Below are 22,003 nucleotides of genomic sequence, written 5' to 3' on the forward strand. Positions count from 1 at the left end.
GCCTAAGCTCAAACGGGAGAAAATTATGCCGCCATCGGCCGATCTGATCGTCGAGAACGCCAGCATATTGACGATGGATCCCGATACTCCCCGCGCCGCAGCCATAGCGATCAAGGGCGGCGAAATCATTACGATCGCAGATCGCGCGACCGTGCTGGATCACAAGGGACCCGGCACGCGCGTCATCGACGCCGAGCGCGGCTCCGTCGTTCCCGGCTTCATCGAAGCGCATATGCATCTTTTCGGCGGCGCGGCCGAGCTCGATCATCTCCAACTGATGGGCGTCCGCGGTTTCGATGCGCTTTGCGATGCTGTGCGCAACTATGCCGCAAAGCGGCCGGATCTATCCGTCCTGCAGGCGCAAGGCGCCGACTATACCATCCTGTCGGCGACGGAACGGGTCAGCCGCCATCACCTCGACCGCATCCTTCCGGACAGGCCCTTCGTCATGGCGGCGCCCGACCACCACACAATGTGGGCGAACACCAAGGCACTGGAATTGGCCGGCCTGCTTGGAGGCAAGCGGCTTGATCCCGGCAACGAGATCGTCATGGGCGACGACGGGTTGGCCGGTGGCGAATTGCGCGAGGGCGAGGCCTTTGGGCCGCTGATCGCGCTGGCCGGCGAGGAGCGTGTGTGGCTCGGCCTGGCCACCGGCGGCGAGCCGGACCCGAAGCCGACGCCGGCGGAGCAGGCCTCCGACCGGGCGATCATGCGCCGCGGGCTGGAATGGTGCGCCAGGCACGGCATCACGTCGATCCAGAACATGGACGGCAATTTGCACCAGCTCGAACTCCTGTCCGAGATCGAGGCCGACGGCGACTTGCTGTGCCGGGTGCAGGTGCCGTTCCACTACAAGAACTTCATGACGCTCGACATGCTCGACAAAGCCTCTGATATGGCTGAGCGCTATGCGGGCGAATGGCTGTCGTCAGGCATGGTCAAGGTGTTCTACGACGGCGTGCTCGATTCATGGACGGCGGTGATGGTCGAGCCCTATGCGGACCGTCCGGATTGGCAGGGCGAGCCGCTGTTCACGCCGCAGCAGTTCATCGACCTTGCCGTGGCCGTCGACAGGCGCGGGCTGCAGATGGCAGTGCACTCGATTGGCGACGGCGCCGTGCGCGCCGTGCTCGACGGTTACGACGCCGCGCAAAAGGCGAACGGCAAGCGCGACAGCCGGCACCGGATCGAGCATATCGAGGTGGTCACCGCCGCCGACGTACCGCGCTTCGCAGAGCTTGGCGTCATCGCCTCGATGCAGCCGCCGCACCCGCCCGGCGCCATGGACTTCCCGCTGGAGCCGACGCTTTCGCGCATCGGCCGCGAAAGATGGCCGCTGAGCTATGCCTGGCGGACGCTGAAGCAGGCCGGTGCCCGCCTCGTCTTCGCCTCCGACTGGCCAGTGTCGCCGATCGATCCGATCCTGGGCATTCAGGCGGCTGTGCTGCGCAAACGATGGGCAGACAGCGATCCCGACCAGAGCTTCTCGTTGCATGAATCGCTAGCGGGCTACACGGTGCAAGGCGCCTATGCCGAGTTCATGGAGCATCGCAAGGGCCGCCTGAAGACAGGCTTTATGGCCGATCTCGTGGTGCTCTCAGCCGACATCGAGGCGACCGCGCCGGAAGCGCTGCATACGGTGCGGCCGGTGACGACGATCTGCGGCGGCAAGATCACCTACCAGGCCTGACGGTGGCACGGGAATTGCGTTCTGGATCGACATTCAGATGTGTGCTTGCCAAGCCATGCGCCGTGTGCTGACAATCGAGTGGGACTGGATCCGCCAGAAGAGCGGACGCAAGAATGGGGTAATCGTGCCGGAACAACCGGGTAAAAGTGCAATTGAAGTTCGTGGCGTCCGCAAGGTCTTCGGAAGCGGGGAGTCACAGGTCGCCGCCCTCGACACGGTTTCGGTGTCGATCCGCGAAAATGAGTTCTTCACGCTGCTTGGTCCGTCCGGCTGCGGGAAGACGACGCTTTTGCGGCTGATCGCCGGCTTCGATTTCCCCAGCGCCGGCGAGATCCTGCTGCATGGCCAGGACATCGCGCCGCTGCCGCCGTTCAAGCGGCCGGTCAATACCGTGTTCCAGAACTATGCGCTGTTCCCGCATATGACGGTGGCCGAGAATATCGGCTTCGGCCTCGAAATGCTCGGCAAGCCCAAGGCCGAAGTGAAGGCGCGCGTCGCCGAGATGCTGAAGCTGGTCAAGATGGAAGCGCTGAGCAACCGCCGCACCAGCCAGATTTCCGGCGGTCAGCAACAGCGCGTGGCGCTGGCGCGCGCACTGGCGCCGCAGCCGAAAGTGCTGCTGCTCGACGAGCCGCTGTCGGCGCTCGACTTCAAGCTGCGCAAGGAGATGCAGATCGAGCTGAAGCGGCTGCAGCACGAGACCGGCATCACCTTCATCTTCGTCACCCACGACCAGGAAGAAGCGCTGACCATGTCGGACCGCATCGCGGTGATGTCGTCGGGCAAGATCCTGCAGGTCGGCACGCCCTGGGATATCTATGACAAGCCGGCGGAGCGCTTCGTCGCCGACTTTATCGGCGAAACCAATTTCCTGACCGCGGCCATATCAGGCATGGGCAACGGCAAGGCCCGGGCAACGCTCAAATCCGGCGCGACGATCGACGCGACTGTAGCGGAAGGCTTCCAGCCGAAGGACAATGCCACCGTGGTTGTCAGGCCCGAACATGCCAAGCTGACCAGCGGCAAGGGCGACCTGTCCGGCACGGTCGAAAACATCGTCTATTTCGGCACCGACACGCACATCCATGTTCGCCTGGACAGCAGCGAGGCGTTCACCGTGCGCCAGCAGAACACGCGCAGCGCCGGCTGCGGTTTCGAGCGGGGCGACAAGGTCGGCATCTCGATCGGCAACGACGCCGCGCAAGTGCTGAGGGATTGATGGCAAGCGCGGAACAAGTCGCCAAGGATGCCGAACGCCGTGAAATCCGCGATCGCTGGCTGCTGTCGGTGCCGGCACTGGTCATCATCTTTCTCGCGGCGACCGGCCCGCTGCTGATCGTCGTGATCTATTCCTTCCTGACGCCGGGGCCGTACGGCGGCGTGGTGTGGAAATTCTCGACCGACGGCTGGCTGTCGGTGTTGATGCAGCGCGATATCTTCGACGACACGCTGGCCTTCGCCGATGCGCATCTGTCGATCTTCTGGCGCTCGGCCAAGCTGTCGTTCCTGACGACGATCCTGACGCTGCTGTTTGGCTTCCCGACCGCCTATTTCATCGCCACACGGCCGGCGCGCCAGCGCGACATCTGGCTGTTCCTGATCACCATCCCGTTCTGGACCAATCTCTTGATCCGCACCTTCGCCATCCAGGAGGTGATCCGCAACGAGGGCCTCGTCAACACGGTGCTGATCAAGCTCGGCATCATCAGCCAGCCGATCCAGATGATGTTCACCGATTTCGCGCTGATGGTCGGCATGACCTATGTCTATCTGCCGCTGATGGTGCTGCCGCTCTATGCCAGCATGGAAAAGATCGACTTCCGGCTGGTCGAGGCGGGTTACGACCTCTATGCCAACCGCTTCCAGGTGCTGAGGCGGGTCATCATCCCGCTGGTCAAGCCGGGCATCATCGCCGGCTCGATTCTTGTCTTCATCCCGGCGCTGGGCGCCTATGTCACCCCGCGCGTGCTCGGCGGGTCGAAGAATATGATGCTCGGCAATCTGATCGAGCTGCAGTTCGGGCAAGGCCGCAACTGGCCGCTCGGCTCGGCGCTGTCGCTCTCGCTGATGGCGATCGTGATGGTGGCGCTGCTTTTGTATGTCCGTTCCGTCGGGCGCCGGGGTGGCGCGCATGGCTAGCCGTTTCGATATCCGTCGGCAGACCGGCTTCACCACCATCGCAATGATCTGCTTCTTCGCGCTGTACCTGCCGATCGTCACGCTTGTCGTCTATGCCTTCAATTCAGGCAATTCGATCGCGGTCTGGGAAGGCGTGTCGCTGCGCTGGTTCTACCAGGCCTGGAACAACAACCAGGTCGTCGATGCCGCCATCCGGTCGCTGCAGATTGCTTTGGTCGCCGCCACCATTGCCACCATCGTCGCCACCATGGCTGCACTCGCCACGACCCGAACCAAACCCTATCCCGGCCTCGGCTTCAAATACGCCTTCATCAACCAGCCGCTGATGGTGCCGGAGATCGTCACTGCGGTGGCGCTGCTGATCTTCTTCTCGCGCATCAAGATCTGGACCGGCTATTCGGGGCTGGGCTACCTGATGGCGGCGCATACCGCCTTTTGCATTCCCTTTGCCTATCTGCCGATCCGGGCGCGGCTCGAGAGCATGGACCTGTCGTTGGAGACCGCGGCGGCCGACCTCTACGCGACACCCTGGAAGGCTTTCCGGCGCGTCACCTTTCCGCTGCTGTGGCCAGGCATCCTTGCCGGGCTGATGCTGGCCTTCGTCATTTCACTGGACGACGTCGTCATCACCGAGTTCGTCAAATCCGGCGGCCAGGACACGTTGCCGACCTACATGCTCGGCCAGTTCCGGCGCTTTATCACGCCGGAAATCAACGCAATTTCGACGGTGTTCCTGCTGATCTCGATCTTGATCGTCACCGTCTTCTTTTTCATCAGCAGGAAAAAGGATCACGAGTGACAGGAGAGAAACGATGAAGTGGAAACTGACTGCGACGGCACTCAGCGCCGCGCTGTTCGCCTCGGCGGGTCTCGCCCGCGCCGAGGGCGAACTCAACATCTACAATTGGGGCAACTACACCAGCCCCGAGCTCGTCAAGAAATTCGAGGAGACATACAAGGTCAAGGTGACCGTCACCGACTACGATTCCAACGACACCGCGCTGGCCAAGATCAGGCAGGGCGGCAGCGGCTTCGATGTCGTGGTGCCCTCGGCGAGCTTCGTGCCGATCTGGATCCAGGAAGGGTTGCTCCTGGAGACAGAGCCGAACAAGATGGAGAACTTCAAGAACATGGATCCGAAATGGGTCGATGTTCCCTTCGATCCGGGCCGCAAATATACTGTGCCGTGGCAGTGGGGCACGACTGGCGTCACGGTCAACACCGCAGTCTACAAGGGCGATCCCAACACCTCGGCCATCTTTTTGGATCCGCCGCCGGAACTGGTCGGCAAGATCAACGTCGTTCCCGAAATGGCCGATGTGATGCATCTCGCCATCAGATATGTCGGCGGCGAGCCGTGCACCGGCGACAAGGAGGTGCTGAAGAAGGTGCGCGATGTGCTGGTGGCGGCCAAGCCGAAATGGATCTCCATGGACTATGGCACCGTCGAGAAGTTCGCCAAGGGCGACTTCGCCGCCAGCGTCGACTGGAACGGCGCGTCGTTTCGCTCTCGCCTGCAGAACAAGGACTTCGTCTATGGCTATCCGAAGGAGGGCTATCCAATCTTTATGGACAATCTGGCGGTGCTGAAGGACGCCAAGAACGTCGAAAACGCCAAGCTGTTCCAGAACTTCGTCATGGATCCCGAGAACGCCGCGATGATCTCGTCTTTCGCGCGCTACGCCAACGGCATCAAGGGATCGGAAGCCTTCATGCCTGAGGACATGAAAACGGCGCCGGAGGTCAACATCCCCGCCGAGTTCGCCGACAAGGGCACGTTCATGCTGACCTGCGCGCCCGACGTGCAGGCACTCTACACCAGGATCTGGACCGAACTGCAGAAGTGATCGCATCGTTGACGGACCCGGCGGCGGGCGCCGCCGGGTCCGTTTTCATATTGCCGGGACGCATCTCATGACTTCCTACCGCAACTCCGATCCGCGGCCGCCGATCATGCAGGGCTCACCGCCCAAAATGGTGCCACCGAAGCTCGACTGGGACAGGGGACCCTGGAATCGCTGGGCATTCCAGCACATCCGCGAAATTCTGCCGACCGTCGAAGTCTGGCGCGGCAATGGCCATCGCCGCCGCTTCGAGCGGACCGAGGTCGATCTCGACGCGCTGCCGGTGAGCGACAGCACGGGGAAGCCTACGACGCTGGCCGGGCTGCTGGACGAAACCTATACGGACGGGCTTCTCGTGCTCAAGGACGGTAAGATCGCCTATGAGCGCTATTGCAACGGGATGACCGAGCGCACGCTGCATTTGTCGCAGTCGATGGCGAAATCGGTCACAGGCTCGGTATTCGGCATACTCGCCGGGCGCGGCCTGATCGATCCGGCCTTGACGGTGACAACCTATTTGCCGGAGCTGGAGACTACCGGCTGGGCCGGCGCCAGCGTGCAGCATGTGCTCGACATGACGTCCGGCGTGCGCTTTTCCGAGGAATACACCGACCGCTATTCCGACATCGGTCAGGTCGATGTCGCCAGCGGCTGGAAACCGGTGCCGCCGGGCAGCGACCCGGCCTTCGAGTGGCCGTCGCATATGTTCGAATTGATCCTGCGGCTCAAGGAGACAAGCCGGCCGCATGGCGCCGCGTTCGAATACCGTTCGATAGAGACCGACGTGCTCGCCTTCATCATGGAACGAGTGACCGGCAAGCGGCTGGCGCAGCTGGTCTCGGAAGAACTCTGGCAAAAGCTCGGGGCGGATGAAAGCGCCTGCTTCACCGTCGACAGCGCCGGCTACGCCATCGCCGATGGCGGCTTCAACGCCACGCTGCGCGACTATGGCCGTTTCGGCCAGCTGATCCTCGACAATGGCGGCGGTGTCGTGCCGGCCGACTGGATCGAGGCGACGCGCACCGGCAGGCACGGACCGGACCTCAATCCCAGCCTGCCGGAAGGCAGCTACCGCAACCAGTTCTGGATCGAGGACCCGCGTTCGCGCGCACTGATGTGCCGGGGAGTGTTCGGGCAGCTGATCCATATCGACTGGAACACAAGAATGGTCGTAGTGAAGCTTTCGAGCCACCCGGATTTCACCAGCATCGCCTTTTCGGTGGCGACGCTGAAAGCCGTCCACGCGATCGCTGCCGCGCTGGCCTAGAGACCGTTTGGCAACTCTACTCTGGCGGCCATCTGATTTCGAAACAGTCTCGAAGTTCCAAAAACCGGAAGGAAAAGCCATGACCGGCAAGACCGCGTTCGAGACCAGATATGGCTTTGCCCGCAACCAGGTGCTGCTCGGCAACTGGCGCGAAAGCCCGTTCAGCCGGTGGTCGTTCCAGAATGTCGGGGAGTTGGTGCCGAGCGCGCGTGTCGCTGCAGCGTCAAGCAGCAGTGAGGCGCCGGCTCAGGATCTTGACGGGCTGCTTGGCGAAAAGGTCGCGCTGGCCGGCGGCGCCGAGACCGTTGCGGCCTTTCTCACGCGCTCCGACACCGACGCACTGACGATCATGAAAGCCGGCAAATTCGTCGGCGACTGGTTCGCACCGCATATGGAGTTCGGCGCGCGCCACATCATCTTCTCGATCAGCAAGTCGCTGACCGCCATTCTAGCCGGCATATTGGAAGGCGAAGGAGTTTTCGACCCGCAGGCGCCGGTGACCCGCTATCTGCCGGAAGCTGCTGGCTCGGCCTATGGCGATGCCAGCGTGCGGCATGTGCTCGACATGAGCGTCAGCCTCGACTTCGAAGAAGCCTATCTCGATCCGGAAAGCGCCTTTGCCCGCTATCGCCGCGCGACGCTGTGGAATCCGGGCGGCATGGAAAGCCTGGCCGACTTCATCCTGACGCTGCAGCGCCTTGGCGAGCCGCATGGCCGGACGTTCCGCTACCGCTCGCCCAATTCCGACCTGCTCGGCATCCTGATCGAACGCGCGTCCGGCCAGCGCTTCGCCGAGTTGATGCACGAGAAATTGTGGCTGCCGCTTGGTGCAATGAGCGAAGCCTCGGTGACAGTCGATTTGGCCGGCACTGCGCGCACGGCCGGCGGCATTTCGGTGACGCCGCGCGATCTGGCGCGGATCGGCGAGATGATGCGGCAGGGCGGCATCGCCAATGGCCGCCGCATCGTGCCGGAAGCCTGGGTGCGCGACACTGTCAGCACAGGCGGAGATGCCGAGGCCTGGCAGCGTGGCACGATGGCATTCCTCTTCCCGAAAGGCCGCTACCGCAACAAATGGTACCAGACCGGCGCGGCAAGCGGCGCTTTCTGCGGCATCGGCATCCACGGCCAGTGGCTCTACGTCGATCCCAAGGCGGAGGTCGTCATCGCCAAGATGTCGTCGCAGCCGGAACCGGTCGACGAGCCGCTCGATCTCGACATGATTGCTTTCTTCGAAGCGCTGAGCCGCATGATCTGACCCTGCCCGCCATCGCAGCTTTCCTGTGGACCTGTCAGGGTGATCGAAAACGCCGCGGTTGGCGGAGCGACGCTCTGCGCCTATGGTCGCCGCTCTTTTCGACAGGACAGCAGGAACGACATGGCACCCGACATCAAGCGCATCGCAGCAATCATCGCAGCCGAGATCACGGCCCGGCCCGAACAGGCCGCGGCGGCGATTGGACTGCTGGACGAAGGCGCGACAGTGCCGTTCGTGGCGCGCTACCGCAAGGAGGTCACCGGCGGCCTCGACGACACGCAGCTGCGCCTGCTGGCCGAGCGGCTCGTCTATCTGCGCGAGCTCGATGCGCGCCGCGACACCATTCTCGGTTCCATCCGCGAGCAAGGCAAGCTGACCGAAGAGCTTGAAGCCAAGATCGCGGCGGCCGTCACCAAGGCGGAACTCGAAGACATCTATCTGCCCTACAAGCCGAAGCGCCGGACCAAGGCCGAGATCGCGCGCGAGCGCGGGCTGGGACCGCTGGCCGAGGCCATCCTTGCCGATCGCGCCGCGGTGCCCGCAGAACTGGCGCTGGCCTACATCAGTGAAGAGGTAGCCGATGCCAAGGCGGCGCTCGATGGTGCGCGCGACATCCTGTCCGAGCAGTTCGCCGAGAATGCCGATCTGGTCGGCAGGCTGCGGACCTACATGAAGGAACGCGCCTTCTTGCGGTCGCGCGTCGTCGACGGCAAGCAGGAAGCTGGCGCGAAATTCTCCGACTATTTCGACCATGTCGAGCGCTGGGCCAATGTGCCGAGCCATCGCGCCCTGGCGATGCTGCGCGGCCGCAATGAGGAAGTGCTGTCGCTCGATATAGAAGTCGATGCCGATGACGCGTCGCCGGTGAAGCCGGTCGAGCGGATGATCGCCGATGCCTACGCCATCGGCCAGTTGCCGGGCGACCGCTGGCTGATGGAGGTGGCGGGCTGGACCTGGCGCATAAAGCTGTCGCTGCACCTGACGCTCGATTTGATGCGGGATCTGCGCGAGCGGGCCGAGGAGGAGGCAATCCATGTCTTCGCCCGCAATCTGAAGGATTTGCTGCTCGCTGCCCCGGCCGGCTCGCGCGCAACGATGGGGCTCGACCCCGGCATCCGCACCGGCGTCAAGGTGGCGGTCGTGGACGGCACCGGCAAGCTGCTGACAACGACGACGGTCTATCCTTTTCCGCCTCGGAATGACGTGCGCGGCACGCAAGCCGAACTGGCAAAGCTCATCCGCTTGCACAAGGTCGAGTTGATTTCCATCGGCAACGGCACCGGCAGCCGCGAGACGGAAAGGCTGGTGACCGACATGCTGTCGGACATGCCGTCCGATTCTGGGCCGAAGCCGCTCAAGGTCATCGTCAGCGAGGCGGGCGCCTCGGTCTATTCCGCCTCGGCAACTGCAGCGGCGGAATTCCCCGGCCTCGACGTGTCGCTGCGCGGCGCGGTCTCGATCGCGCGGCGGCTGCAGGATCCGCTCGCCGAACTGGTCAAGATCGAGCCGAAGTCGATCGGCGTCGGCCAGTATCAGCATGACGTCGACCAGTACCGGCTCGGCCGCTCCCTGGAAGCGGTGGTCGAGGACGCGGTCAACGCCGTCGGCGTCGACCTCAACACCGCCTCGGCGCCGCTGCTGGCGCGGGTTTCGGGTCTCGGCGCCTCGCTGGCCGAGGCGATCATCGCGCATCGTGACGCAACCGGCCCTTTCGCCAGCCGCCGCGACCTGTTGAAGGTGGCGCGGCTCGGACCCCGGGCCTTCGAGCAATGCGCCGGCTTCCTGCGCATTCCCAACGGCACCGAACCGCTCGATGCCTCGGCCGTGCATCCGGAAGCCTATGGCGTGGCGAAAAAGATCGTCGCCGCCTGCGGACGCGACCTCCGCTCGCTAATGGGCGACAGTGCCGCTCTCAAGGCGCTCGATCCGCGTGTCTTCGTCGATGAGCGGTTCGGCCTGCCGACGGTGCGCGATATCCTGGCGGAACTGGAAAAGCCCGGCCGCGATCCGCGCCCCGGCTTCAAGACCGCGACCTTCGCCGACGGCGTCGACGACATCAAGGATTTGAAGCCAGGCATGCTGCTGGAAGGCACCGTCACCAATGTCGCCGCTTTCGGCGCCTTCGTCGATATCGGCGTGCACCAGGATGGACTTGTGCACGTGTCGCAACTGGCCGACCGTTTCGTCAAGGACGCGCATGAGGTGGTGAAAGCCGGCGACGTGGTCAAGGTGCGCGTCGTCGAGGTCGACATCAAGCGCAAGCGCATCGGCCTGTCGATGCGCAGGGAAGGTGACGGCGGCACACCGAAGCCACGCGACAATGGCAACAGACCGGTGCCGCGAGCGCCGGCGCCGCAGCGCCAGCCGGAGCGGCCGGCAGGGCAGGGCGCATTCGGCGCCGCATTGGCCGATGCGTTGAAGCGTAAGTAGCTGATACTGCGCTGTCGGCGCTGCCCCTCATCCGCCTGCCGGCACCTTCTCCCCGTATGGTGACGGGGAGGAGGGGGCTGGCCGCAACGTCGGCGCCTTTCTGCAGCGCTGCAGATGGCGAAATGCTATGCGAAAGCGTCTTTCTCCCCGTCACTATACGGGGAGAAATGCCCGGCAGGGCAATGAGGGGCAGCGCCAATGCTCATCGATCGCCGAAGCAATTTCGTTTGATTTTTTCGAACCGGAAGCCGATAAGCCGCCCAATTCCGTCATCTGGAGACCAAGGCCATGGCCGCCGACAAGAACGCATTCGTCTGGGATGATCCTTTCCTGATCGAGGACCAGCTGTCGGAAGACGAGCGGATGGTGCGCGATGGCGCAGCGGCATTCGCCGCCGACAAGCTCGCTCCCAGAATCGAGGAAGCCTATCTCGAGGAAAAGACCGATGCCGGGATCTTTCGCGAGATGGGCGAGGCGGGTCTGCTCGGCATCACCATTCCGGAAGAATATGGTGGGCTCGGCGCCAACTACGTCACCTATGGCCTGGTGGCGCGCGAAGTCGAGCGCATCGATTCTGGCTATCGCTCGATGATGAGCGTGCAGTCGTCGCTGGTGATGTATCCGATCCATGCCTATGGCTCGGAGGCGCAGCGCAAAAAATACCTGCCGAAGCTGGCGTCAGGCGAATGGATCGGCTGCTTCGGGCTGACCGAGCCGGATGCCGGTTCCGATCCGGGCGGCATGAAGACGCGGGCCGAGAAGTCGGCGAACGGCTACAGGATCTCCGGGTCGAAAATGTGGATATCGAACGCGCCGATCGCCGACGTGTTCGTCGTCTGGGCAAAGTTGTCCGACAAGAGTGGGGGCGCGCAGGACGGCGAGATTCGCGGCTTCGTGCTGGAAAAAGGCATGAAAGGGCTGTCGGCGCCAAAGATCGACGGCAAACTCAGTCTTCGCGCGTCGATCACCGGCGAAGTGGTGATGGAAGGCGTCGAGGTCGGTGAGGACGCGCTGCTGCCTAACGTGTCGGGCCTGAAGGGGCCGTTCGGCTGCCTCAACCGGGCACGCTACGGCATTTCCTGGGGGGCAATGGGCGCGGCGGAAGATTGCTGGCACCGGGCCCGCCAATATGGCCTCGACCGCAAGCAGTTCGGCAAGCCGCTGGCCGGCACCCAGCTGTTCCAGAAGAAGCTCGCCGATATGCAGACCGAGATCGCGCTGGGACTGCAGGGCAGCTTGCGGGTCGGGCGGCTGATGGATGAGGGCAAGATGGCCCCCGAGATGATCTCGATCGTCAAGCGCAACAATTGCGGCAAGGCGCTCGACATCGCCCGCCAGGCCCGCGACATGCATGGCGGCAACGGCATCCAGATCGGCTACCACGTCATGCGCCATGCGCAGAACCTGGAAACGGTCAACACCTATGAGGGCACGCATGACGTGCATGCGCTGATCCTCGGACGGGCGCAGACCGGATTGCAGGCGTTTTTCTAAGCCGGCCCCGAGGCCAGCAACGCTGCTTAAATTAGTTGCACCGCAACATCTCTGCTTGGAGAATGGCCAGCATTTGTGTCAGGGTTCGGCGAGTTCGTTTGAAACGCCGACTTTCGGGGTCCCATGGCAATTCTGGCAGCCGTCTACCACCTGACCCATTACAAATATGACCGTCCGGTCGTCCTCGGCCCGCAGGTCATCAGGCTGCAGCCGGCGCCGCATTCCCGCACCAAGGTGCTCAGCCATTCGTTGAAGGTCGGGCCGGCGAACCACTTCGTCAATCTGCAGCAGGATCCCTACGGCAATTTCCTGGCGCGCTTCGTGTTTCCGGAACCGGTGACGGAACTGAAGATCGAGGTCGACCTCGTCGCCGACATGACGGTCTACAATCCGTTCGATTTCTTCGTCGAGCCGGCGGCCGAGATCTTTCCGTTCGAATACCCGGAAGAGATCAGCGCCGATCTCGCCATCTACCGGACGCCGGAACCGGCTGGACCGCTGCTGTCGGCGTTCCTGCAAACGATCGATCGCCACCCAACCAACACCGTCAATTTCGTAGTCGACCTCAATGCACGCCTGCAGCGCGAGATCGCCTATATCGTGCGCATGGAAACCGGCGTTTTTTCGCCGGAGGAAACGCTGGCCGCCAAGAAAGGCTCGTGCCGCGATACGAGTTGGCTGCTGGTGCAGATCCTGAGGAATCTCGGCATCGCCGCGCGCTTTGTTTCCGGCTATCTGATTCAGCTGAAGCCAGATCTCGTCGCGCTTGACGGACCGCCCGGCACCGCCGTCGACTTCACCGATCTCCATGCCTGGTGCGAGGTCTATCTGCCGGGCGCCGGCTGGATCGGCTTCGACCCGACCTCCGGCCTGCTCACCGGCGAAAGCCATGTGCCGCTGGCGGCCACGCCGCATTTCCGCAACGCCGCGCCGATTTCCGGCATGGCGAGCTTCGCCAATGTCGAGTTCGGCTTCGACATGCGGGTCGACCGCATCGCCGAGCATCCACGCATCACCAAGCCGTTCTCCGACGAAAGCTGGCAGGCGCTTGACGCATTGGGCAAGCAGGTCGATGCCGCGCTGGAGGCCGGGGACGTGCGGCTGACCATGGGTGGCGAGCCGACCTTCGTGTCGATCGATGATTTCGAGGCGGAGGAGTGGAACACCGCCGCCGTCGGCCCGACAAAACGCGAAAAGGCCGATGCGCTGATCCGCCGGCTGCGTGAGCGTTTCGCGCCCGGCGGCTTCCTGCACTACGGGCAGGGCAAGTGGTATCCGGGCGAAAGCCTGCCGCGCTGGACCTTCTCGCTGTACTGGCGCGCCGACGGCGAGCCGGTGTGGAGCGACCCGTCGCTGATCGCGCGGGAGAACAGCGAAGCAGATGTCGGGCCGAAGCAGGCTGAAAGCCTGCTGACGGCGATTGCCGATGAACTCGGCATCGACAACACCATGGTCAGCGAAGCCTATGAGGATCCGGCTGAGTGGCTGCTCAAGGAAGGCAAGCTGCCGGAGAATGTCGATCCGTCCAATTCGAAGCTGGACGACCCCGAGGAGCGCAGCCGCATGGCGCGGGTGTTCGAACGCGGCCTGACCAAGCCGTCGGGCTATGTGCTGCCTGTCCAGCGCTGGAACAGCCAGGCGTCCGGACCGCGCTGGCGTTCGGAGAGATGGAAAACGCGGCGCGGCAGGCTGTTCCTGGTGCCGGGCGATTCACCGGTCGGCTACCGCCTGCCGCTCGGCACGCTGCCCCATGTGCCGCCGGCGCAGTTCCCCTACATCGTGCCGGTCGATCCTTCGCTGCCGCGCGGACCGTTGCCGGCGCGCGAGGCTATTTTGCCTGAAGCCGCTTCTTTGCCGGAGGCTGCCCCGGCCGAACTTGAAGGCGCTAACGAAATAGCGCGCCGGCAGCAGGCGGCGTCCTTCACCGCCGCGACCGGCCAGCAGGACCGTGTCGAACAGGAGATTACCGAGATCGGCGGCGCGGTGCGCACCGCGCTCTCGGTCGAGCCGCGCGACGGACGGCTTTGTGTGTTCATGCCGCCGGTCGAGGCGCTGGAAGATTATGTCGAACTTGTCGCGGCGGCCGAGAACGCGGCAAAGGCTATCGGCCTGCCGGTGCATATCGAGGGCTACGGCCCGCCACACGATCCGCGCCTCAACGTCATCCGCGTGGCTCCGGATCCCGGCGTCATCGAAGTGAACATCCATCCGGCTGCGAACTGGCAGGACTGCGTGGCGACGACCACAGCGATCTACGAGGAGGCGCGGCAGACGCGGCTCGGCGCCGACAAGTTCATGATCGACGGCCGTCATACCGGCACAGGCGGCGGCAATCATGTCGTCGTCGGCGGCGCGACACCCAACGACAGTCCGTTCCTGCGCCGCCCCGATTTGCTGAAAAGCCTTGTCCTGCAATGGCAGCGCCGTCCGTCGCTGTCCTATCTGTTCTCAGGCCTGTTCATCGGCCCGACCAGCCAGGCGCCGCGTTTCGACGAGGCGCGCCACGATTCGCTGTACGAGCTTGAAATCGCCATGGCGCAGGTGCCGCATCCGGACAGTGGCAGCGCCCCGTTGCCATGGCTGGTCGACCGGCTGTTCCGTAACCTGTTGACCGACGTGACTGGGAACACCCACCGGTCGGAAATCTGCATCGACAAGCTGTTTTCGCCCGACGGCCCGACCGGCCGGCTGGGGCTGGTCGAGTTCCGCGGCTTCGAAATGCCGCCCAATGCGCGCATGAGCCTGGCGCAGCAATTGCTGGTGCGCGCCATTATCGCCCGCGCCTGGAAGAACCCGCTTGATGGCCGCTTCGTGCGCTGGGGCACGTCGCTGCATGACCGTTTCATGCTGCCGCATTATGTCTGGGCTGACTTTCTCGACGTGCTGGACGACCTCAAGCTGAACGGCTTTGAATTCCGTCCCGAATGGTTCGACGCGCAGCTTGAATTCCGCTTTCCGTTCTGCGGCGAGGTCCAGCACGCCGGCATGAAGCTGGAGCTTCGGCAAGCATTGGAGCCGTGGCACGTGATGGGCGAACAGGGTGCGATCGGCGGGACCGTGCGCTTTGTCGATTCATCGGTCGAGCGGCTGCAGGTGAAGACTGAAGGCCTCAACCCGGAACGCCATGCCATCGTCTGCAACGGCCGTATCGTGCCAATGAAAGTGACCGACACCAGAGAGATCGCGGTGGCCGGCGTCCGCTTCAAAGCCTGGCAGCCCTCATCTGGCCTGCATCCAGCACTGCCGGTCAACACGCCGTTGGTCTTCGACATCTACGATCGCTGGTCGGGCCGGGCGGTCGGCGGCTGCGTCTACCATGTCGCACATCCCGGCGGGCGCAGCTACGACACTTTCCCGGTCAACGGCAACGAAGCGGAGGCGCGGCGGCTCGCCCGCTTCGAGCCGCGTGGCCATACGCCGTCCGCCTACGTGCTGCGCGATGAACAAGCCTCTGAGGATTTCCCGTTGACCCTTGACCTGCGGCGGCCTGCAAGACTCTGATCAGCCATGGCAAAGGGGAATCACCAGGAAATACGCGGCAGGCCGCATAACCTGCTGGAGCACTACCAGCCGATCGACGGCGTCGTCGACGAGATGGTCGATGCATCAGGCAATCCCCGTCCGGTCTGGAAGGAGTTCATCGAGGCGCTGGAAGATCTGGGGCCTGAAAAGCTCGCCCAGCGCTTCGCCCGCGCCGACCAGTATCTGCGCGACGCCGGCGTCTATTACCGCCTCTACGATCAGGCCGGCGCCAATGAGCGCGAATGGCCGCTGGCGCATGTGCCTCTCCTGATAGAGGAGCAGGAATGGGCCGCGATCAGTGCCGGCCTGGTCCAGCGGGCCGAGCTGTTCGAGGAAACGATTGCCGATATCTACGGGCCGAACCGTCTGGTCGAGAAAGGCATCCTGCCGGCGGGGCTGATCGCGGCCAGCCCGGAATATTTGCGCCCCGTCGTCGGCACCAGACCGGCCAGCGGCCATTTCCTCCACTTCTGCGCATTCGAACTCGGCCGTGGACCGGATGGCCGCTGGTGGGTGCTGGGCGACCGCACGCAGGCGCCGTCAGGTGCCGGCTTTGCGCTGGAAAACCGCGTCGCCACAACGCGTGCGCTGTCCGACATCTATGGCGAGATGCATGTGCACCGCCTTGCCGGCTTCTTCCGTCGCTTTCGCGACGCGCTTAACGGCATGGCCAAGGGATCGCGCGGCCGTGTCGCCATCCTGACGCCGGGGCCACTCAACGAAACTTATTACGAGCATGCTTATATCGCCCGCTATCTCGGCATCATGCTGCTCGAAGGCGAGGATCTGACCGTCTCCGGCGGTCGATTGATGGTGCGCACGGTTTCCGGGCTGATGCCGGTCAGCGTGCTGTGGCGGCGGCTCGACGCCGCATTCGCCGATCCGCTGGAGTTGCGGCCGGATTCGCAGATCGGCACGCCAGGGCTGGTCGAGGCGATCCGCCGGGGAGCCGTCTCAGCCGTCAACGCGCTCGGCTCCGGGCTGATGGAAACGCGGGCGCTGTTCGCCTTCCTGCCGAAAATTTCGCGCGAATTGCGCAACGAGGAGCTTCTCTTGCCGAGCGTCGCGACATGGTGGTGCGGGCGGGACGCGGACCGTGACCATGTGCTGGCCAACCTCGACCGCATGGTGATCGGTCCGGCGCTGTCGACGCGGCTTGCCTTCGAGGATGACGATTGCACGAGGCTTGGCTCGGCACTGGTTGCCGGGGAACGGGCCGAACTTATAGCCCGGATCGAGCGGGACGGCGGCGCCTTCGTCGGACAGGAAGCGGTGACGCTTTCGACTACGCCGGTCTATGTCGGCGGCTGGCTTGAGCCGCGGCCGGCAGCGCTGCGCGTCTATCTGGCGCGAACGCCGGAAGGCTGGACGGTGATGCCCGGCGGTTTTGCCCGCGTCGGCTTTTCGCTCGACCCGACCGCAATCGCCATGCAGCGCGGCGGCCAGGCTGCGGATGTATGGGTGGTCAGCGACAGGCCGGTGGAGCGCGAGACGCTGCTGCCCCAGGAGCACGACAGCTTCATCCGCACCTCGCCAGGCAGCCTGCCCAGCCGCGCGGCGGAGAACCTGACTTGGCTCGGCCGTTATATCGAGCGATCGGAAGGCACGGTGCGCATCTTGCGCGCCTATCACGTGCGGCTGGCCGAGGCCTCCGACCCGGACATGCCTTTGCTTGCCGATATCAGAGACCATCTCGAACCGTTCGGCATCGACGTCGCCACGGCGATCCCGCCGGGGCTGATCGGCACGCTGGACAGCGCCGTCTACAGCGCCGGACAGATCCGCGACCGCTTCTCGCCCGACGGTTGGCTGGCGCTGAAGGATCTGTCGAAGACCATCCATCAATTCGCGACAACGGTGGCGCCTGGCGATGATGCGACGCGGGCGATGACGGTCATCCTGCGCAAGCTCGCCGGGTTTTCCGGCCTGCTGCATGAGAACATGTATCGCTTCACCGGCTGGCGCTTCCTGGAGATCGGCCGGCGGTTGGAACGCGGCATCCAGATCGCCCGCACGCTGGCCCGGCTGACCGGGGCTGCGGCGCCCGAAGGCGCGCTCGACATGATGCTGGAGATCGGCGACAGCGTGATGACCCACCGGCGGCAGTATCCGGTGCGGGCCGGCAGGCGCACGGTGGTCGACCTCCTGGTGCTCGATCCGCTCAATCCGCGCTCCATCCTGTTTCAGCTCGAGCGGCTGAAGGCCGAGATCGCGCTGTTGCCTGCTGCCGTCGGCGAGGGGCATATGTCGCCGGCAGCGAAAGAGATACTGCAGCTCAATACGGCAATCGCCATCAAGGAGCCCGCGGACATGACGGCGAAGACCCTGGACGATCTCGCCACCGAGATCGGCGGCCTCTACAACAGCCTCGCCAAGGCCTATTTCGGTTAAGAACGGGACCCAGAGGCTGGCATGCACTACGACATCAGGCTCAATCTGCGTTACGATTATGATGCTGCAGCCGGTGGCGGCCGCCATCAGGTGCGCGTGCTGCCGCCGACGATATCGGGCGTGCAGCGGGTGATCGCCGCTTCGCTGTCCTTCGCGCCGGCGCCGAGCGAACGCTCCGACTTTTCCGATTTCTTCGGCAACAATGTCACGTCGATCGCCTTTCGCGATGCCCATGATGCGCTCGACATCAGGATGAGCGCGCGCGTCGCCGTCTCGCGGCCGGAACCCGGGCTTGACGTGTCGCCCGACATTCGCCGGCTGCGGGAGCAACTCGAAGCGGTGCGGTCGATGTCGCCTGATACACCGCATCACTTTCTGGCCGCCAGCGACCATGTCGGCATTGACGCTGATATCACGGGATATGCGCGGAGCAGTGCCGGCAGTTCTGTCGTCGGTACCGCCATGGACCTGTGCAACCGCATTCATCGCGATTTCACCTATGATGGCGAGGCGACCACGGTGCAGACCCGGGCGAGCGATGCTTTCATCCTGAAGCGTGGCGTCTGCCAGGATTTTTCGCACATCATGATCGCCAGCCTGCGTGGTCTCGGTATCCCCGCCGGCTATGTCAGCGGCTTTCTGCGCACCATCCCGCCGCGCGGAAAACCGCGACTGGAAGGGGCCGACGCCATGCATGCCTGGGTGAAGGTGTGGTGCGGGCGCGACACCGGATGGCAGGAATTCGATCCGACCAACGGCATGCGGGCAAGCAATGACCACATCACCGTTGGCCACGGCCGCGACTATTCGGATGTAGCGCCGATCGTCGGCGTCCTGAAGACGACGGGCGGACAGGTCGGCGAGCAGGCTGTCGACGTCATTCCGGTTGTGCTGGAAAAGGCATGACGGCAAGCGAGGCCGCAATCGATTTGTAGGCGCCGAAGGTAGACAGAGAGACGGCCCGTCGAACGCACATGCGGTGCGCTGACATCATTCTGAACGCCAGTCGCGGAACCAGCAGCCGTTCCTGCGCTTATCTACGGAAAATTTCTCGTGGAGAGGACATGCTGGACAAATCCGAGTCGTCGTCTGGCCGATCGGCTGCCAAGGAGGTTGCACCAAAAAACGGGGCGCCGAAGAATGGCGGAGAGGCCTCGGCCGATCGAGCCTCGCTCACCTATGTCACCGATACCGAGCCCGGTATCCGCCGTTTCAGGACCGGCAGGGGATTTTCATATAAAGAACCTGACGGGCAGGGCCCCGACGAGAACACCATGGCCCGCATCAAGGCGCTCGCCATTCCACCGGCGTGGACGGACGTGTGGATTTCGCCCGTTGCTGACGGTCACATCCAGGCGACCGGCCGAGACCAGCGCGGACGCAAGCAATATCGCTATCATCCGCAATGGGCCGAGGAGCGCGACGGCGTCAAATATTCGAGCCTGGTTACCTTTGCAGAGAGCCTACCTGAGCTGCGACGCCAGATCGACGCCGATCTGCGCCGTCACGGCCTGCCGCTGGAACGCGTTGTCGCCGCTGTGGTCTGGCTGCTCGACAACACGATGATCCGCGTCGGCAATGCCGCCTACGCCCGCGACAACAACAGCTTTGGGCTGACCACGCTGCGCGACCGCCATGTCGACATCAATGGCTCGAGCCTGCGGTTCGCTTTCAAGGGCAAGTCCGGCAAGGAATGGAAGCTGAGGCTCGTCGATCGCCGGATCGCCAGGATCGTGCGCGGGGCGCAGGATCTGCCGGGCCAGAAGCTGTTCCAGTATCTCGACGAGGACGGAAGCAGGCGACCGATCCGCTCCGACGACGTCAACCGCTATATCAGGGAGACGGCGGGGGCCAATTTCAGCTCCAAGCATTTCCGAACCTGGGGCGGCACCATCCATGCGGCGTCGCTGTTTGCGCAAACCGAACGACCCGAAAGCCAGGCACAACAGAAGCGGGTGATGAACGGCGTCATCGACAAGGTGGCCGAGCGGCTGGGCAACACGCGCGCCATCTGCCGCAGATGTTATATCCACCCACAGGTTTTCGAAGCCTGGTCCGAAGGTCGGCTGCTCAGCGAAATGGCGGATGCGAACAAGCGGAAGCGATCGATAGCCGGCCTTGATGATGAAGAAGCCGTCGTTCTAAGATGGCTGAAGGCGCAGGAAAGCTGAACCGAACAGAGCAGCCACAGGCCTTCATTGTGCTCGCAGCACGTGATTTTTTTATCGACGTTGTGTCGGGATCGGTCCTACTGTTTCGTCCTTTGACAGAGAAAAGGACGCACCCATGCTCTACGCAATCCTCTGCTATGCCTCCGAAGACGTCGTCTGCTCGTGGAGCAAGGAACAGGACGATGCCGTCATGGAAAAACTCCTGGGCGTGCAGGAAAAATACGCTCAGGCCGGCCGGCTTGGCCCGGTGGCGCGGCTGCTGCCGACGACCGCTGCGACAACGCTGAGAAAGGTCAAAGGCGAATCGGTCGTCATCGATGGCCCGTTTGCCGAGACCAAGGAACAGTTCCTCGGCTTCTACACGCTCGAATGCGCCGATCTCGACGAGGCCGTCGACTTTGCGCGCGAGCTTTCCGAGGTCAACCCGAGCGGCGGCTCCTACGAGATACGGCCGGTTTCGCTCTTCAATCCCGCCAAGGTTTCCGCATGACCGACCTTACCTGGATCAGCACAGCGATCAGCACCGCCCGCCCACAGGCGATGGGCGCGCTGTTGCGCTACTTCCGCGATCTCGACGCGGCGGAGGAAGCTTTCCAGGACGCTTGCCTGCGAGCTCTGAAGAACTGGCCGACAAACGGCCCGCCGCGCGATCCGGCAGCCTGGCTGATCTTCGTCGGCCGCAACAGCGGCATCGACGCGGTGCGCAAGCGTGCCAAGCAGGCGCCGCTGCCGGAAGAGCACCAGATCTCCGATCTGGAAGATGCCGAGACCGATATCGCCGAACGGCTGGACGGCGCGCACTACCGCGACGACATATTGCGGCTGCTGTTCATCTGCTGTCATCCCGACCTGCCGGCGACGCAGCAGATCGCCGTGGCGTTGCGCATCGTTTCAGGCCTGAGCGTCAAGCAGATCGCCCGCGCCTTTCTCGTCGGTGAAAGCGCGATGGAGCAGCGCATCACACGTGCCAAGGCGCGCATCGCCGATGCCGGCGTGCCGTTCGAGACGCCCGATGCGGTCGAGCGCTCCGAGCGGCTCGCCGCGGTCGCCGCGATGGTCTACCTGATCTTCAACGAGGGCTATTCGACCAACAGCGGCGAGGCACCGGCGCGGGCGCCGCTCTGCGAGGAGGCGATCCGGCTGGCCCGGCTGCTGCTCAGGCTGTTCCAGACCGAGCCGGAGATCATGGGCCTGACGGCGCTCTTGCTGCTTCAGCATGCGCGTGCGCCGGCGCGTTTCAACGAGAACGGCGAAATCGTGCTGCTCGAAGACCAGGACCGCAGCCTGTGGAGCCGCAAGATGATCGACGAGGGGCTGGCGCTGGTCGACAAAGCGCTGCGCCACCACAAGCCCGGTCCCTACCAGGTGCAGGCGGCGATTGCCGCCCTCCATGCGCGCGCGGAAAGGCCCGAGGACACCGACTGGAACGAGATCGAGCTGCTCTACAGCCTGCTCGAGCAGATGCAGCCGTCGCCGGTGGTGACGCTCAATCGCGCCGTCGCGGTCGCCAAGGTGCGCGGGCCGGAAGCCGCACTTGCCATGATCGAGCCGCTGGAACAAAGGCTTTCCGGCTATTTCCACTTCTTTGGCCTTAGGGGTGGCCTGCTGATGCAGCTCGGTCGTGGTGAGGAGGCGCGCATCGCCTTCGACCGCGCCATTGCGCTTGCCAATACGGCCGCCGAGGCCGCCCATATCCGCATGCATATCGACCGGCTGATGAAGGAAGGCGCCGTACGGGGAACCGCGCAGACAGCGGGCTGAACCAAATTGCTGGTTCAACGGTCTGACCGGGGC

15 protein-coding genes are annotated in these 22,003 nt (G+C 64.0%); all 15 read left to right on the top strand.

Going from position 1 to position 22,003, the window contains the following annotated elements:
- Positions 1-25: 25 nt before the first annotated feature.
- On the top strand, positions 26-1,693 hold the full coding sequence (locus AC0L15_RS05825; RefSeq protein WP_287304914.1) for an amidohydrolase: 1,668 nt from the start codon (positions 26-28) through the stop codon (positions 1,691-1,693).
- 124 nt (positions 1,694-1,817) lie between these two features.
- The gene (locus tag AC0L15_RS05830) at positions 1,818-2,912 is read left to right on the top strand and encodes an ABC transporter ATP-binding protein (protein ID WP_236389387.1); all 1,095 of its coding nucleotides are present in this window, start codon (positions 1,818-1,820) and stop codon (positions 2,910-2,912) included.
- Complete coding sequence (locus AC0L15_RS05835) at positions 2,912-3,832, top strand: ABC transporter permease (RefSeq protein WP_287246158.1); 921 nt, start codon at positions 2,912-2,914, stop codon at positions 3,830-3,832. The genes AC0L15_RS05830 and AC0L15_RS05835 overlap by 1 nt, the downstream gene beginning before the upstream one ends.
- On the top strand, positions 3,825-4,631 hold the full coding sequence (locus AC0L15_RS05840) for an ABC transporter permease (RefSeq protein ID WP_128183524.1): 807 nt from the start codon (positions 3,825-3,827) through the stop codon (positions 4,629-4,631). The genes AC0L15_RS05835 and AC0L15_RS05840 overlap by 8 nt, the downstream gene beginning before the upstream one ends.
- A 13-nt stretch (positions 4,632-4,644) precedes the next feature.
- Entirely contained in the window at positions 4,645-5,679 is a 1,035-nt protein-coding gene (locus tag AC0L15_RS05845) for an ABC transporter substrate-binding protein (protein WP_287246159.1), read from the top strand.
- A gap of 67 nt (positions 5,680-5,746) precedes the next feature.
- Positions 5,747-6,943 (top strand): serine hydrolase domain-containing protein, encoded by a 1,197-nt coding sequence (locus AC0L15_RS05850; protein ID WP_287246160.1) that lies wholly within the window; start codon positions 5,747-5,749, stop codon positions 6,941-6,943.
- 79 nt (positions 6,944-7,022) lie between these two features.
- On the top strand, positions 7,023-8,201 hold the full coding sequence (locus tag AC0L15_RS05855; protein ID WP_287246162.1) for a serine hydrolase domain-containing protein: 1,179 nt from the start codon (positions 7,023-7,025) through the stop codon (positions 8,199-8,201).
- A 120-nt stretch (positions 8,202-8,321) separates the two neighbouring features.
- Positions 8,322-10,631 (top strand): Tex family protein, encoded by a 2,310-nt coding sequence (locus tag AC0L15_RS05860; RefSeq protein ID WP_287246163.1) that lies wholly within the window; start codon positions 8,322-8,324, stop codon positions 10,629-10,631.
- Positions 10,632-10,919: 288 nt separating this feature from the next.
- Positions 10,920-12,125, top strand: a complete 1,206-nt coding sequence (locus tag AC0L15_RS05865; RefSeq protein WP_473495995.1) for an acyl-CoA dehydrogenase — start codon at positions 10,920-10,922, stop codon at positions 12,123-12,125.
- 123 nt (positions 12,126-12,248) lie between these two features.
- Positions 12,249-15,626, top strand: coding sequence for a transglutaminase family protein (locus AC0L15_RS05870; RefSeq protein ID WP_473495996.1), 3,378 nt, complete (start codon positions 12,249-12,251; stop codon positions 15,624-15,626).
- Positions 15,627-15,632: 6 nt separating this feature from the next.
- Positions 15,633-18,038, top strand: a complete 2,406-nt coding sequence (locus AC0L15_RS05875; RefSeq protein ID WP_287246167.1) for a circularly permuted type 2 ATP-grasp protein — start codon at positions 15,633-15,635, stop codon at positions 18,036-18,038.
- A gap of 21 nt (positions 18,039-18,059) precedes the next feature.
- Positions 18,060-18,944: a transglutaminase family protein gene (locus AC0L15_RS05880; RefSeq protein ID WP_287064618.1), complete on the top strand. Its 885-nt coding sequence runs from the start codon at positions 18,060-18,062 to the stop codon at positions 18,942-18,944.
- Between the two features lie 158 nt (positions 18,945-19,102).
- Positions 19,103-20,209, top strand: a complete 1,107-nt coding sequence (locus AC0L15_RS05885; RefSeq protein ID WP_287246169.1) for a DNA topoisomerase IB — start codon at positions 19,103-19,105, stop codon at positions 20,207-20,209.
- 115 nt (positions 20,210-20,324) lie between these two features.
- Entirely contained in the window at positions 20,325-20,699 is a 375-nt protein-coding gene (locus AC0L15_RS05890) for a YciI family protein (RefSeq protein WP_287064616.1), read from the top strand.
- A complete protein-coding gene (locus AC0L15_RS05895) occupies positions 20,696-21,970 on the top strand; it encodes an RNA polymerase sigma factor (protein ID WP_287246171.1) in 1,275 nt (424 codons plus the stop codon). The genes AC0L15_RS05890 and AC0L15_RS05895 overlap by 4 nt, the downstream gene beginning before the upstream one ends.
- Positions 21,971-22,003 lie beyond the last annotated feature (33 nt).

This window comes from Mesorhizobium sp. WSM4846, assembly GCF_055811415.1.